Genomic DNA, 14,928 nt, shown 5'->3' on the forward strand with positions numbered 1-14,928 from the left:
CACAAGATAGTAGTAGTCTCGCACGGTATTCTAGCTCCTCTAACATACATCTATGAAACGCTCTAGGCGACCCTCCTCCACCTGTACGCGATGACCGGCCAACACAAAGCCACGAATGGTGAATAATTAATCAGTATTTCAATATTCCCACGAGGTTAAGACGCCACTAAGCAACCTTTATGTAACTCTGTGACCTTCCCGCCTACAGCGGGACGCGATGACCGGGCTACGCTACACCCCGAATGGTGTATAATTAATCAGTATTTCAATATTTCCACGAGGTTAAGACAGCACTAAGCAACTTTTATGTAACTCTGTGACCTTCCCGCCTACAGCGGGACGCGATGACCGGGCTACGCTACACCCCGAGTGGTGTATAATTAATCAGTATTTCAGTATTTCCACGAGGTTAAGACAGCACTAAGCAACCTTTATGTAACTCTGTGACCTTCCCGCCTACAGCGGGACGCGATGACCGGGCTACGCTACACCCCGAGATTAGCTTTCACCGAAATCTCTAAATTTTAAGTTCTTAAAAAGATCTCAAAAAATTTTTGCGGAGAGTGTGGGATTCGAACCCACGCGACAGTTACCCGTCGACAGTTTAGCAAACTGCTCCATTAACCACTCTGGCAACTCTCCAAAAAATAAGAACGTCCTCTTTTAAAAGAGCGGTTGCAAAGGTAACTTTTCATTTGAGATTTCACAAAATTTATGCTTCTTTTTTAAAGGAAAATTTTTTGAAGGATCTTATTTGTTTTTTTTAACCTTATAACTTGCTGCAAACCAATAAAATCTTTTGGTTTTCAATAGTGGTTGTAAAAAACAAATATAGCTCCCCACCATCTTTTATGTTCCATTTCTTTCGTAATGTAGCTACAGATTCGGGAAAATTTCTAATACTAATATTTGCTTTGTCAATATGCAATCCACGCATTTCTTTCTTAGAATAATTAACCACCTTATCTATAGAGAACCTACGGCCAGGAAATTCTCTTAACGCTTCACTTGTGTATAAGTGACTGTGCTGGTGTAATTTTTTCACCTTAAAAGCATCAGAAAGCAGGTGAAATGCTCCGCTTTTTAAAATTGCAGTGTTTGGTTCGTAGAGAAATCGTTTTGGATTATCATAAATAGTTTCAGAAGTGTCGCTTAATTTGAAGTTGAAAGTCTCAACAACCTCGTTTGTGTAATTAATGGTTTTTATTAATGGAGTATTAAAACAATCTTTTTTCAGTAACCATACGAGTTCTTTTACTTCATTTGAAACAGCCACGACATGAATTTCTTCAACATTACTAAGTTCTTCAAGTCCTATTGAGAGATCAAGCATTGGAGACGTTTTCAGTAATATTGTGGAGGTGTGATTGAAAAGTGTGTCTAAAACTTCTGGAATATTAGGTTCACAGTCTCTTAAAAAGAATACTTTCCCCTTAGTATTATGTCGGCGGGAAGGGTCAATATAAATAACATCGTATTTTTTATTTTCAATTCCAGAGAGTCCATCTTGTGCAAAACAGGTGATTGTTCTTGCGTTAAGCATTATAAAGTTGTGTGCTGCAATTTCAGACAAAGCTTCGTTATGCTCGTAATGATCTACCTGCCGAAAATTCTTTCCGAAGTAAAGGCTGTCTACCCCAAAACCACCAGTAAGGTCTGCAATATTATTTCCTGCCACTATGGTTGCTTTATAGGCCGCTGTTTCTTCAGAAGAAGTCTGTTCTATATTCAGTTTTGGAGGATAATAAACTCCTTCTGTATTATAATAAGAAGGTAGTTTTTTTACAGTCTTTTTTCTACTTTCAATTTGCTGAATTAGCTCTTGAGTCGTAATTTCCTTAAAAGGGCTTCCAGCAAACGCGAGTTTTTCTAAGGGGTCGTTATAATTTATTATAAATTCCTGGACCGTAGCGCTTAACAGTTTCTTGTTCAAAGTATTAATATAAGTTTTTTGTAAGACGTTTTACTATTTTATATTCTGAAAGAAACTCCTTTGAAATCACTTTTATAGCAGTGTATGTGGGGACTGCTAGAATCATTCCTGCAATTCCAAAAACAAATCCACCAATCAGGATAGCAAGAAAAATTTCAAGAGGGTGCGACCTAACACTTTTTCCAAATATTACTGGCTGAGTAATCAAATTATCGAATGTTTGGGCTATAGCATATCCAATTGAGGTGTAAATTAAGAGCGGTAACAACTCTGTTGAAAAGTCAGCACCAAGATTATTAGATATAACTACAAGAAGCATTAAAAAGCCTCCAATAAGAGGTCCGAGATAAGGAACGATATTCAAAAAAGCGCAAATAAGTGCAATAGCAATGGCATTTTTAATATCTAGAAATAATAGCAATACTGAATAAAATAAGGTAAGTATTGTAATTTGAAGCAATAGACCTATAAAATAGCGAGAAAGCAACTCTTTAATTTTGGTAAAGACCATCATAAATCGACGTTCATTTTTTTCTTTGGCAAATACAGTTACCGTTCCTGTAATTAGCTTATCGTCTTTAAGTAAGAAAAAGGAAATAAACAATACCGAAAAAAGGCCAACCATAAAACTCCCAACATTTCCAAAGAAAACTTCTACGAAGCTAGGAATAACTTCCATTTCAAAGTTTCGAACATACGAGGTGTTTTTAATCGCTTCAACGATATCAATTCGTTCTACACCAAGATAGTCACTTGCTTGAATGTTTAATTCATTAAGATCTCTTTTTACAAGGTCGAAATCGATCTTAGAGATGGTTTTACTTTGTTCTATTACAATAGGAGTGAAAACCCAAAGAAGCAAAATAACTGAAGCAATTACTAACAATAATGTTATAATAGAAGATAACGTGTTGCCTAACTTGAGTCGACTTCTTAAAAATAAAACGACGGGGCGGCCAATAAGTGACACTACAGCTGCAATCCCAATAAATAAAATAAGGGCTTGAATTTCGTATAAAAACCAAAGCAATAAAATAACTCCAGTAAGAATTGCTACCACTTTTAGTATTCCAACTGTAATTGCCTTGGCGTTATCTTTCATGTTGTAAATATAGCACAATCTAAATGCTAAAATATCAATTTTTTGTTAAGGCATACAGGGCTATTCCCGTTGCTTGTATTACATTCATACTACTATTTACACCGTACATTGGAATATGTGCGATTTTATCTGCTAAAGACAAAATTTGTTTGGAAACACCTTGCTGTTCGTTTCCAAGGATCAAGATAATTTTTTCATCTTCACTAATTGATAAGGATTGAATTGGTTCACTTGTTTCGGTAATTTCTAATGCTGTTATTGTAAAGCCTTGTTTCTGAAACTGTTCTATTTCTGAAGGTACATCATCAACTATACGATAGGGTACTATTTTATTGGTATTTCGAGCTGTTTTTCGCAGTCTTGAAGAATTAAAATTAATAGTAGCATTAGAAAAAACAATTTCTGAAACACCAAAGGCATCACAAATTCTAAAAAGACCTCCTACGTTTGAAGGGCTTTGCAAACCGTCACAAAGAACCACAATTTTATTTTTACGAATGGAAACAGAGGTCATGTCATGTGTGAGTTGTTGTGACATTTTAGCTCAATTTTCGAATGCGTATTTTACAATATTAGCGCCCATTTGCAATGCTTTTAAACGAACCTCTTGTGGGTCGTTATGAATTTCTTGATTTTCCCATCCATCTCCAAGATCGCTTTCGTAGGTGTATAAAAGAATGAGACGACCTTCAAATTCGATTCCGAATGCTTGCGGACGAGAGTTATCGTGTTCGTGAATTTTAGGCAATCCCTTTGGGAAATTATAATGAAAATTAAAAATTGGATGATTTCCAGGAAGTTCTTTCAATTCAAAATCTGGGAAAATTTTCACAATCTCTTTCCGAAGGTATTGATCCATTCCATAATTATCATCGATATGCAAAAATCCTCCACTTATTAAATAGTCTCTAAGATTTTGAGCTTCTTCAGAAGTAAAAAAAACATTTCCATGTCCCGTCATATGTACATAAGGATAATCGAAAAGATCAACACTTTCTGGAGTCACAGTTTCGGGCTTAGCTATGAGCGTAGTATTAATTTGTTCATTACAAAATTGAATTAAATTGGGGAGCGCCGTAGGATTACTATACCAATCACCACCACCACCGTACTGTAAAACGGCTAATTTTTGAGCCGACATAACGCCCGAACAAAGTACTAATAAAATAAGAATGAGTTTACGCATGGTTTCAAAAATACAAATAAATGCGGTGCAAATAGAAGGGTGTTTTTTAAGTCGAATTAAAATAATTTATATAATAATTTCACTACTCATTTACAAAAGCCACGCTGTGACACGCTACTACAGCTGCGGTTTCTGTTCGCAAACGAGAATTTCCTAAACTTACAGGAATGAAATTGGAAGCAATGGCATTTTCAATTTCGGAAGTTGAAAAGTCACCTTCGGGTCCAATAAGAATTACTACAGACGTTTTAGGTCTTAATTGAGATTTAAATGATTTCTTGTTGGTTTCTTCGCAATGTGCAATGCATGAAAGGGTTTCTTTGTCTGATATAGCTAAAAATTTCTCAAGAGGAATCGCTTCATTCAATTTTGGGAGATATGCTTTAAGTGATTGTTTCATTGCGCTCACTAAAATCTTTTCATAGCGTTCAGGTTTAATAACTTTACGTTCGCTGTGATCGCAAATAATTGGAGTAATCTCTGTGATCCCTATTTCGGTTGCTTTTTCCAGAAACCATTCAAATCGATCGTTTAGTTTGGTTGGGGCAACTGCCATATGAAGCGAATAGGGGAGAGGTGCTTGTTTTTCAGCTTTTAAGATTTTTGCAACACACTGTTTTTGGTGTACACTTATAAGTTCAACTTCAAAGAAAAAACCTGACCCGTTGGTGCAATGTATGCGATCGCCTTCTTTTTTTCGAAGAACTTTTCCGAGGTGACGGCTTTCTTCTTTTTCGAAAACAATTTCGGTATCGGTTTCTTTAGTATGTGGCGTGTAAAATAAATTCAAAGTAAAAAGGGTAAAAATGAGTTATTTTGATGTTCGTTCGGCGTGTTCAATACCCAACTCGATCCATTGTTGTAATTTTTCTTCGGTATTATATCCTTCCGAAGCAACAAAAATAAATTCTTTTGTAGGTTTCCCTGTAAAGTTCATTGGAGTAACATGTGGCTGCCGTAGTGTCCCCTCCATTTTTTCTGAAATCACTCGAACCATTAGACGTTCTTTAGTTTCCCCAACACACATTTTTGATTTGTACAAGAAGCAATAGCCTCCAAACATTTTTTTCTCGGTAATGTGTGCAGTCCAGGGCAATAGAGCCACTTTTAGTCTTCGAATTAAATCTTCAGAATTTGGAGTCATGCACGAGTATGTATAAAAACTTTCTTTTGCCGATTAATCAAAGCTACGTAAACTTTTGGATGGCAGGTGTTCCTCACAGAACTAATTGTTGTTTTTCTTTTGTTTTAAACCTTTACTTTTAAAAACTCGTGTTAACCTGCTATTTGTGGGGTACGATCTATGTTTAGTTATATTATTAAAAATAAGGGCGGTTATAAATAAAATAATGGTGCCTGTTAATACTGGTGAAATGACATAAAAATAGCCTAACGTTTTAATTTTTTCGGTTCCTATTACTGCAATCAATGCTGTAGCACCACCGGGTGGGTGTAATGTTTTGGTAATTTGCATGGCAAGTATCGAAGTTGCAACCGCAAGTGGTGCAGTAATCCAAATAATTTCTGGAAAAAATTTAAAAATTGTAACTCCAATAAGTCCAGAAATTATCTGTCCGCCAATAAAATTTCGAGGTTGTGTTAAGGGACTTTGTATCGCTGCAAAAATAAGCACACTTGATGCACCAAAGGAACCAATTAAAAGTACATTTTCTAATTCGGGCAAATAAAACGACTGAATAAAAGCAATAAGTCCAATACCTACAAATGCTCCAATAAATGACCAAAACTGTTCTTTAAAATCAATTAAAGTCTCTTTATAGATCACATATTTTGAGATCCTAGCGTTTCTCTTTATTTTTTGGCGTATTCTCATTATTATTTGTGTTCGGTCTACATCACTTTTACAAACGTATTTTTACCTTTTGTTCATTCAACATCAAAAAATGAGCATACAGATGTTTAAGATTTAAAGTTTCATACGTGCATTTGCAGCTATCTCCTGTGTGTTGAAGATCCCTTGTTTGTATTTTAACTCTCCAACAATTGCGATCATGGCAGCATTATCGGTGCAATACTCAAAATTAGGAATGTGTGTCTTCCAGCCATATTTTTGTTCTGCATCTTTTAGTGCCTTTCGAATTCCACTATTTGCTGAAACACCCCCACCAATGGCAATCTCTTTAATCCCAGTTGCTTTTACAGCATTTTTTAGTTTGTCCATTAAGTACTCTACAATAGTGTGTTGAAGACTTGCGCACACATCTTCAATATTTTCGGAAATAAAATCAGGATTAAGGTCTACCTGCTTTTCAACAAAATAAAGAACTGCTGTTTTAAGTCCGCTGAAGCTAAAGTCCATAGGTTTTACCTTTGGTTTGGTAAATCGAAAAGCTTTCGGATTTCCTTGTTGTGCATACGTATCGATTAAAGGGCCGCCGGGATAAGGAAGTCCTAAAATTTTCGCAGATTTATCGAATGCTTCGCCTACTGCATCGTCTATAGTTTGACCTATTACTTCCATCTCAAAATAACTGGTCACTTTTACTATTTGAGTATGTCCTCCACTAATTGTTAATGCTAAAAAAGGGAAATTTGGTGCAGTTTGATCTTCTGCTTTAATAAAATGAGCTAGAATATGCGCTTGCATATGGTTTACAGCAATCAATGGGATGTCTAACCCCATCGCTAATGACTTTGAAAATGAGGTGCCTACCAACAAAGATCCCATAAGTCCGGGACCTCTTGTAAAAGCTATGGCACTTAATTGATTTTTGTCGATATTTGCCCTGCGAAGTGCTTGGCTAACCACCGGAACAATATTCTTTTGGTGAGCACGCGAAGCCAACTCGGGGACCACGCCACCATATTCCTCGTGTATTTTTTGTGTGGCAACAACATTGGCGAGTACTACACCGTTGTGAATAACAGCAGCAGCAGTATCGTCGCAGGAGGATTCGATTCCAAGTATATAAGTGTTCGTATCGTTCAAGATTAGGTATGTTTATTGCGTGTAAAATTAAAACTTTAAAAGCGTATCAAAAAATTTAGAAAAATAGTACTTCGCATCTTCGCAGTTATTGTACTGCTTATCGTACTTACGATTATTGTTTTTTCTATTCCTTCCGTGCAAACTTATGTAGCCAATCGAGTTACCAAAGATCTTAATGAGACCTATGGTACCAATATTAATATCCATCGATTAGGACTCAACTGGAAAGGCGAAGTTGATATTCGAGAGGTTTATATTGCAGACCATCATGACGATACGCTAATTTATTCGAAAGAGCTTCAAACCAACATATTAAGCTTTCAAAATCTAATAAAAGGAGATCTTGGCTTCGGAAACATTGCACTTAGTAATGCGAAATTATACGTGAAAACATACAAAGATGAGGAGGATGATAACTTGTATATTTTTTCAGAAAAATTTAATACTGGAAAACAAAGTAGTACCCCTTTTACGCTTTTTAGTAATGATGTAATTTTAAGAGAAAGTCACGTAAAAATTACAGACGAAAATCTCGATACTCCTGTAATTTTTGATTTAACGAATGTAAATGCGATTGCAGACAATTTTAAAATCACTGGTCCCGATGTGTTTGCGAACATAAAAGAACTTTCGCTAAATGCGGATCGAGGTTTCTCTATTAAAAATTTAAAATCAGATTTTTCTTATACTACCGAAGCAATTTCTTTAAAAGAGCTAACGCTAGAGAGTGAAGATTCTGAAATCAACGGAGAAGTTATTATGACCTATGGTGATGGTGGGTTAGGTGATTTTGAAAACACCGTTGTGATCAAGGCAGATTTAAACAATACTAAAATTTCGACCAACGATCTAAATGCATTTTATAATGAGTTTGGTACAGATCAACTTATTTTTCTAAACGGATCTCTCGATGGTACGCTCAATGACTTCACTTTCGAAAATGCACGCCTAGAGTCCGGTGATATGCGCGTGGTTGGAAATTTTGCGTTTAAAGATCTTTTAAAAGGAAGCGATTTATACTCTATTACCGCTTTAAACCACAGCATTCGCACCAACTATTACGAGTTGCGTCGTTTTATGCCTCGTGTGCTTGGCGATGTTCTTCCGGAACAACTTAAAGTAATTGGAACTTTTACTTTTCAAGGAAATACTAGCATTAGTGCCACTAAATTAGATACAAAGAGTACCATAAGAACGTCCATAGGAAGTGCTGAAACCAATCTTTCTATGGGGAATATCAATGATTTCGATAATGCATACTATAAAGGAAATATACGCTTAGATAATTTTAATCTTGGTAAAATCGCTAATTCTATTTCCTTCGGAACAATGACTGCCAATTTAAATGTGGATGGTCGAGGGTTTACACAAAATACAGTGAGTACTGCAATCACTGGGAAAATTTCTTCTTTTACTTTTGAAGGATACACGTATAAAAATATAAATGTTTCAGGGAATCTGAAGAATCCATTGTTCAATGGAGAACTTACCATTAATGATCCCAATTTAAAGCTAGATTTTAAAGGACTGGTCGACGTGTCGAAAGATTTTAATCAATACGATTTTGAAGCCGATGTTACCTATGCTGAATTAAATAAGCTAAATTTATTTAAACGAGACAGTGTTTCGGTCTTCGCCGGAAAGGTTATAATGGATATGGATGGCACCACTATAAATGATGCTAAAGGAACCATCTCCTTTATGGAAACCTTTTACCAGACTGCCGATGACGATTTTTACTTCGATGATTTCAAGATCATTTCTACGTTTGAAGGTCCTGTAAGAACTATTACCATCGATTCCCCCGACATTATAAATGGATCCATTACTGGAGAATTTTTAGTAGAAGACATTCCCAATCTTTTTGTAAATGGAATAGGAAGTATTTATACCAATTACATTCCTAGCGAGGTCACAACCAATCAATACATAGATTATAACTTTACGGTTTATAATAAGATTGTTGAAGTTTTCGTGCCACAGCTTCAGTTAGGTGAAAATACGCGAATTAGAGGCTCGGTATCTTCAGATCAATCTAAATTTAAGCTGGACTTTCGTTCTCCTGAGATCGTGCTGTTCGATAATTATATGAATACCGTTAACCTTCAAGTTGATAATGACAATCCTCTCTATAATACTTTTATAGCTGTAGATTCTGTAGATGCTGGATTTTATGATGTGATCGATGTAAATGTAATTAACAAAACAATAAAAGACACTCTTTTTGTTCGGGCGGAATTTAAAGGAGGCTCTAAAAAAGAAGATTTATTTAACTTGTCTTTGTACCATACAATAAATCCATCGGGAAAATCTGTAGTAGGAGTAAAGAAATCTGATATTACTTATAAAGAAAATGTTTGGTATCTTAATGAGAACGAAGACCGATTAAACAAAGTAGTGTTCGATGATAATTTTCAGACCGTTCGCATAGATTCATTAGTGTTAAGCCATAACAATGAAATTATACAGATGTCTGGACAGCTTCGAGATTCTACTTATAAAGATCTAAAGCTTCAGTTTAACGATGTAAATATTGGCAACCTAACGCCTCATATAGATAGTTTACGTTTAGCGGGAAATCTAAATGGTAAACTAAATTTCCTTCAGAAAAACGGAGCCTATTACCCCGATTCTAAAATGCGAATCGATAACGTTATTATTAACGATATTGGGTTTGGGGATCTACTTCTTTCAGTAACAGGAAATGAAAACCTTACAGAGTATAGTATCAATACTTCGTTAACCAACAATCAAGTAAAATCGATTAATGCCGTCGGAAAAATCGATGTCTCTCCAAACAATCCTCGTATCGAAATGAAAATCGATCTTAATGAATTTAATATGCAAGCATTTAGTCCGTTCGGCGGGGATGTTATTACCGACATTCGAGGTCTTATTTCTGGAAGTGCAAGGGTTTCGGGCGATTATAAGTCCCCTGATATTTTGGGTCGCTTTAATCTTGAAAATAGTGGGTTAAAAGTACCGTATCTTAATACAGATTTCGATTTGGATGAAAATACCACCGTTCTGGTCACAAAGAATAAACTCGAAATAAACAACTCGATTATTACCGATACAAAATACGGTACAACTGGATTATTCACGGGGAATGCAACTCACGAAAATTTTTCAAAATGGGCATTAGATCTCTCTATCCAAGCGGACGAACGATTGTTGGTTCTGGACACCCCAGCGGAAGAAGATGCCTTGTATTATGGAACTGCTTTTATTAGTGGAGAAGCAACGATAGCTGGTCCAATCGATGAATTAGTTATCGACGTTCTAGCGTCTACCGAAGAGGGAACTACGTTCAAAATTCCGTTGAGTGATACCGAATCTATTGGCGACGATTCTTTTATTCGGTTTTTATCGCCAAAAGAAAAAGAAGCGCGTATTAGTGGAGAGCAACTAGATCTGGACGATCCTAAAGGCCTGTCGCTTAATTTCGATTTAGATATTAATGATAATGCAGAGGTAGAGGTCGTTGTAGATCAAGTAAATAATTCGCGATTAATAGGAAGAGGAGCAGGAACCTTGTTAATTCGTATTAATACCCTCGGAAAGTTTCAGATGTGGGGAGAATTTACCGTGATTGAAGGATTGTTCGATTTTAGATACGGCGGATTAATACAAAGAAATATTGCAGTGGTTCCAGGCGGAAACATTAATTGGGATGGAGTTCCAGAACGAGCACGACTCGATATTAGTGCAAAATATTCTACAGAAGCAAATCCATCGGTACTTTTAGACAACCCAACCGTTAACAGAAGAATACCAGTAGATGTTCTAGTAGATCTTACGGGAGAAATTATACAACCAGATTTAAATTTTCGAATCGAATTCCCTAGAACTAGTTCGGTCGTTCGTAGTGAATTAGAATATAAATTACAAAATCAAGAGCAGCGACAAAAGCAGGCGTTATTCTTAGTTGCAACAAACACATTTATTAGTGACACTTACGACAATGCAGGGATTGCACCAACAGCATTGGTTGCCGAACGTGTTTCTGGTATTGTAAACGAATTATTTGCCGATCAAGATGGGAAGTTTAAGGTTGGATTAGATTATTCGCAAGGAAGTAGACTGCCTAACCAAGAGTCTGCCGATCGGTTTGGAATTACCTTATCAACTCAAATTAACGAACGAATTCTTATTAACGGAAAAGTAGGTATTCCTGTGGGAGGAGTTAATGAGACTGCAATTGCAGGTGATATTGAGGTGCAGTGGTTAGTGAATGAAGATGGAAGTCTGCGGATGAAATTCTTCAATCGTCAGGCAGATATTCAGTTTATCGGGGAAGATCAGATTTTCGAACAGGGTGGAGGTATTTCATATTCCGTTGATTTCGATACTTTCCGTGAGCTTGTCGATAAACTTTTCAATAAAAAGCTTACTTTAGAATCGGAAGAACCACTTCCCGTAACCCCCGACGATAATTCGTTACCTGTGAACTTCAATACAGAAGCACGACAGGAAAATGAATAATTATTTCTGAAGGTATATCGAAGGATTATAGTTTCAGAAACAACTTCAACTTTATTTCTATAACGAAGCGATCATCGAAATTTCTACATTCACAAATTTAGGAAGGTTTGCCACTTCCACAGTTTCTCTGGCTGGCGCCGTAGCTTCATCGAAATACTTAGCATATACTTCGTTGATTTTACTAAAGTCTTTCATATTACTAATAAAAATAGAGCTCTTTAATACATTTTCGAAGGTCATTCCTGCTGCTGCGAGAACGGCTTTCATATTCTCCATGACAAGTTGTGTTTCGTCTTGAATGGTGCCTTTAAAAAGTTTTCCATTTTTCGGATCTATTGCAATTTGTCCAGAGGTATATAACATCGTTCCGTGTAAAACAGCTTGATTGTAAGGTCCGATAGGAGCGGGTGCGTTTGGAGTATTAATAATTTTCTTCATGATTATTTTAGTTAGAGATCAAACTCCAATATACTAATAAATTAAAGCCTTTGGTCTGGTTCTCTACGTTTGTCGTATTTAATATCACTAAGAATGGATGATTTAATACCAACAAAGAAATACCAAGATGTATTAATACTACCAATGGGCGTCCAGTTAAAACTCATTTGCCAGCTTTCAAGATCTCTTTGAAACCTGAATTGTGTAAGCGTAACTCCTTTGTTTTTAAAATCATATCCAGAGGAAACACCCACTTGCCATCGGGGGGATAATTCTAAATTAGAACTAAACATAAGGGATTGTGAAGAAATTTCATTCTGCCTGCGAGAATTAGAATATGTTGCAGTATAGGCAAGCCTAAGATCCCAAGGTATTTTATAGTTGTACCATTCAACATTTTTTTCGGTTCCGTCATCATCTTCTTCCTCGAAAATAGCACCATTATTTATATCGGTGTTGTCCCCAAACAAATCATCGGGACGTCCTCCGTTTCTAAAGGTGTCGTTATTTAACCGATCGGGATCGCGACTTTTTCCTTCAAAATCTTTGCTAGAAAATGTGTAGTTAACACTAATATTTGCGTTTGTTAATCGAAATAAACTACCCCCATTTTCAATATTAAACATATCGATTTTATTGTTACTATTATCTAGAGCATAAGGGTCGAGTACTCCATTAAAATTAAAGTCTAGTTTTTCAACAATAGGAATGCTTCCAGAGAACCGTAATGGACTCCAATTTAAAGAGTCTCCCGCTAGATTATAGGCAGTTGAAAAATTTAAATTATTTATAAGTACTACCTTTTTTGGTTCGGTCGCGGTGGTGTCTTTGTCACGTACTTTTGCTTCAAACGTATTGCTAAGGCTCATTCCTATACTACTCGAAAAATTTTGCCCTGGCACACCGTATAAAGTTCCTTGAAATCGGGAATATGAAACAATTTCTTCATTTATGTCTGGGTCGGCTGTAGCGGGTGGTCTACTGTAAGTGTCGTAATATTGATCGAAACCAGGATTGATATTATAACTTAAACTTGGTCGCACCACATGACGTATAGCTTGTATTTTTTTATCTTCTCCAAAATTAAAAGTTCCGTACACGGTAGATCCTAGGCTAGTTGAAAAATTATATGTGCGGTAACTGTCAAAGCCAGGTATAGTGTCTGTTACAACGGCTCCGTTACCATCATTTAAATCTTCATCGAAACGCTGTCTAAATGTTTTTAAGGTCCATGTTTCTCTAAATGTTGTACTAGCAGAAGCACTTAAATAATCTAAAATTTTAAAATTTGTACTAATAGGGATGGTGTGTTGAACCCCTACTAAAGCATCATTAAACATCTCTGGTTTCAGAAATAAAGAATCGACTGTATTAATTCGATTTTCACCCCGAACATCATACTGTAAATTAATATTTTGCAGAATTCCTTTTTTAACTCCAACTTTAGGAGCAAAAGGGAATATTCGAGATACGCTTGCGGTTACATTGGGTAAAGAAAGGGTTACATTTCCTGTGTTTGTATTCTGTGAATGTGTTGCTGCGATAGTAGTATTTACCTGAGGTTCACCATCGAAAGTCTTGGAATACGAGACAGATGACTGTAGGGTGTTAACTAACGAACTAGCATTGTTATTTACATTTATAGATTCTTGAAAATACCTCTGACTTCCAAGGTTTACGGAAGCTGAAAAACGAGAGTTTGGACTTGCCTTTTGATCTTGCGTATGCGTCCATCTTATATTGTATTGGGAGCTCTGACTAAAATTAGGAAAACCGCGCTCTTCATTAATAAGATTTTCATATCGAACACTAACATTTCCATTAAACTTATAACGAACCCGATACGAAGATTCCCCTCGTAAACCATAACTACCATTTGTATAGTAATCTCCTAATAGTGTAAGATCTACATAGTCGTTAATAGCAAAATAATACCCTCCGTTTTGAAAGAAAAATCCACGTGCATTATTATCACCGATGGCAGGAATAATAAATCCAGAAGTTCTATCTTCAGTTAAAGGGAAATATGCAAATGGTAATCCGATGGGTGTTGGAACATCGGCAATGTACATGTTTGTAAGTCCAGTTACGATCTTTTTCTTCGGAACGAATTTTGCTTTTCGCGTATAGAAGTAATATTCTGGATCGTCTATATTTTTTGAAGTGGTAAATTTTACATTCCGTAGAAATACTACCGAATCATTTTCTTTTTTAGTGACTTCAGCGATTACATTAAAGCCGCTTTGCTCGGTACGAGAATTAAATACAATCGCCTTTTCTGAATCAAAATTAAAACGAATCGAATCGGGTCGTACTTCATTAGCTGCTTGAACAAACACTGGTTTTTGAGAATACACTCCAGCGCTATCAATTCCTTTAGCGTACACTTCATTTTTGTTGTAATCGAGAATAATAAGTCCAGCGTCGATCCTCGTGTCACCATAGATCACATAGGCTTTATTGTACATATACACTTTATTTTCCAATCGGTCGAGGTATACATAATCTTCACCGTAATAATCTACAATATCGGTGAGCGTTTCTTTAGGCGGTTGAACTGAATCTGTTTTTACGGTGTCTGAAACAGCTTCATTAGTTTCTAGAACTACAGGCTTCGGTTGTGGTGTAAGTGAATCTGTTACTACAGTAGAAGGAATGTCTGGATTTTCATTTGGAGGAATATCTTGCGAATACAAACCGTTGCTGCAAAGAAGCAGAAGAATAAAGACAACCGATACATAGTGCTTTTTTGTTTGCAATGCTGCGCTATAAATTTTGTGTGTTTCCGAAGTAATTTTGGTTAAATTTGCGTATTGTAATAACAAAATATGCTA

At 36.1% G+C, this 14,928-nt stretch carries 11 protein-coding genes and 1 tRNA gene; 1 reads left to right on the top strand and 11 read right to left on the bottom strand.

Annotated features, from left to right (window positions below; genetic code table 11):
• Positions 1–557 precede the first annotated feature (557 nt).
• From ULVI_RS10590 to tsaD, 9 genes are all read right to left on the bottom strand, one after another.
• Positions 558–642: transfer RNA gene (locus tag ULVI_RS10590), tRNA-Ser, on the bottom strand.
• Between the two features lie 127 nt (positions 643–769).
• Complete coding sequence (locus tag ULVI_RS10595; protein ID WP_068592618.1) at positions 770–1,933, bottom strand: class I SAM-dependent methyltransferase; 1,164 nt, start codon at positions 1,931–1,933, stop codon at positions 770–772.
• Between the two features lie 4 nt (positions 1,934–1,937).
• The gene (locus ULVI_RS10600) at positions 1,938–3,035 is read right to left on the bottom strand and encodes an AI-2E family transporter (RefSeq protein WP_068592621.1); all 1,098 of its coding nucleotides are present in this window, start codon (positions 3,033–3,035) and stop codon (positions 1,938–1,940) included.
• A 34-nt stretch (positions 3,036–3,069) separates the two neighbouring features.
• Positions 3,070–3,573 carry a TrmH family RNA methyltransferase gene (locus ULVI_RS10605; RefSeq protein WP_068592623.1) on the bottom strand — a complete coding sequence of 168 codons (504 nt, stop codon included), beginning with the start codon at positions 3,571–3,573 and terminating at the stop codon, positions 3,070–3,072.
• Between the two features lie 6 nt (positions 3,574–3,579).
• Positions 3,580–4,221, bottom strand: a complete 642-nt coding sequence (locus ULVI_RS10610) for a DUF4159 domain-containing protein (RefSeq protein WP_068592625.1) — start codon at positions 4,219–4,221, stop codon at positions 3,580–3,582.
• An 82-nt stretch (positions 4,222–4,303) separates the two neighbouring features.
• Complete coding sequence (locus ULVI_RS10615; RefSeq protein ID WP_068592627.1) at positions 4,304–5,011, bottom strand: 16S rRNA (uracil(1498)-N(3))-methyltransferase; 708 nt, start codon at positions 5,009–5,011, stop codon at positions 4,304–4,306.
• Positions 5,012–5,032: 21 nt separating this feature from the next.
• Positions 5,033–5,365 (bottom strand): TfoX/Sxy family protein, encoded by a 333-nt coding sequence (locus tag ULVI_RS10620; protein ID WP_068592628.1) that lies wholly within the window; start codon positions 5,363–5,365, stop codon positions 5,033–5,035.
• An 81-nt stretch (positions 5,366–5,446) separates the two neighbouring features.
• Entirely contained in the window at positions 5,447–6,055 is a 609-nt protein-coding gene (locus ULVI_RS10625) for an HPP family protein (protein ID WP_082830846.1), read from the bottom strand.
• A 93-nt stretch (positions 6,056–6,148) separates the two neighbouring features.
• A complete protein-coding gene (gene tsaD / locus ULVI_RS10630) occupies positions 6,149–7,171 on the bottom strand; it encodes a tRNA (adenosine(37)-N6)-threonylcarbamoyltransferase complex transferase subunit TsaD (protein WP_068592630.1) in 1,023 nt (340 codons plus the stop codon).
• A 135-nt stretch (positions 7,172–7,306) separates the two neighbouring features.
• Between tsaD and ULVI_RS10635 the strand changes: the two genes are divergently transcribed.
• On the top strand, positions 7,307–11,656 hold the full coding sequence (locus ULVI_RS10635; RefSeq protein ID WP_241780984.1) for a translocation/assembly module TamB domain-containing protein: 4,350 nt from the start codon (positions 7,307–7,309) through the stop codon (positions 11,654–11,656).
• A 57-nt stretch (positions 11,657–11,713) separates the two neighbouring features.
• On the opposite strand, the gene ULVI_RS10640 is transcribed toward ULVI_RS10635, so the two are convergent.
• Together ULVI_RS10640 and ULVI_RS10645 are read right to left on the bottom strand one after the other, a co-directional pair.
• A complete protein-coding gene (locus ULVI_RS10640) occupies positions 11,714–12,094 on the bottom strand; it encodes a Rid family detoxifying hydrolase (RefSeq protein WP_068592634.1) in 381 nt (126 codons plus the stop codon).
• Positions 12,095–12,135: 41 nt separating this feature from the next.
• The gene (locus ULVI_RS10645) at positions 12,136–14,853 is read right to left on the bottom strand and encodes a putative LPS assembly protein LptD (protein WP_068593094.1); all 2,718 of its coding nucleotides are present in this window, start codon (positions 14,851–14,853) and stop codon (positions 12,136–12,138) included.
• Positions 14,854–14,928 lie beyond the last annotated feature (75 nt).

Origin of the sequence: Cochleicola gelatinilyticus, from assembly GCF_001637325.1 — a bacterium.
GTDB classification, from domain to species: Bacteria; Bacteroidota; Bacteroidia; order Flavobacteriales; family Flavobacteriaceae; genus Cochleicola; species Cochleicola gelatinilyticus.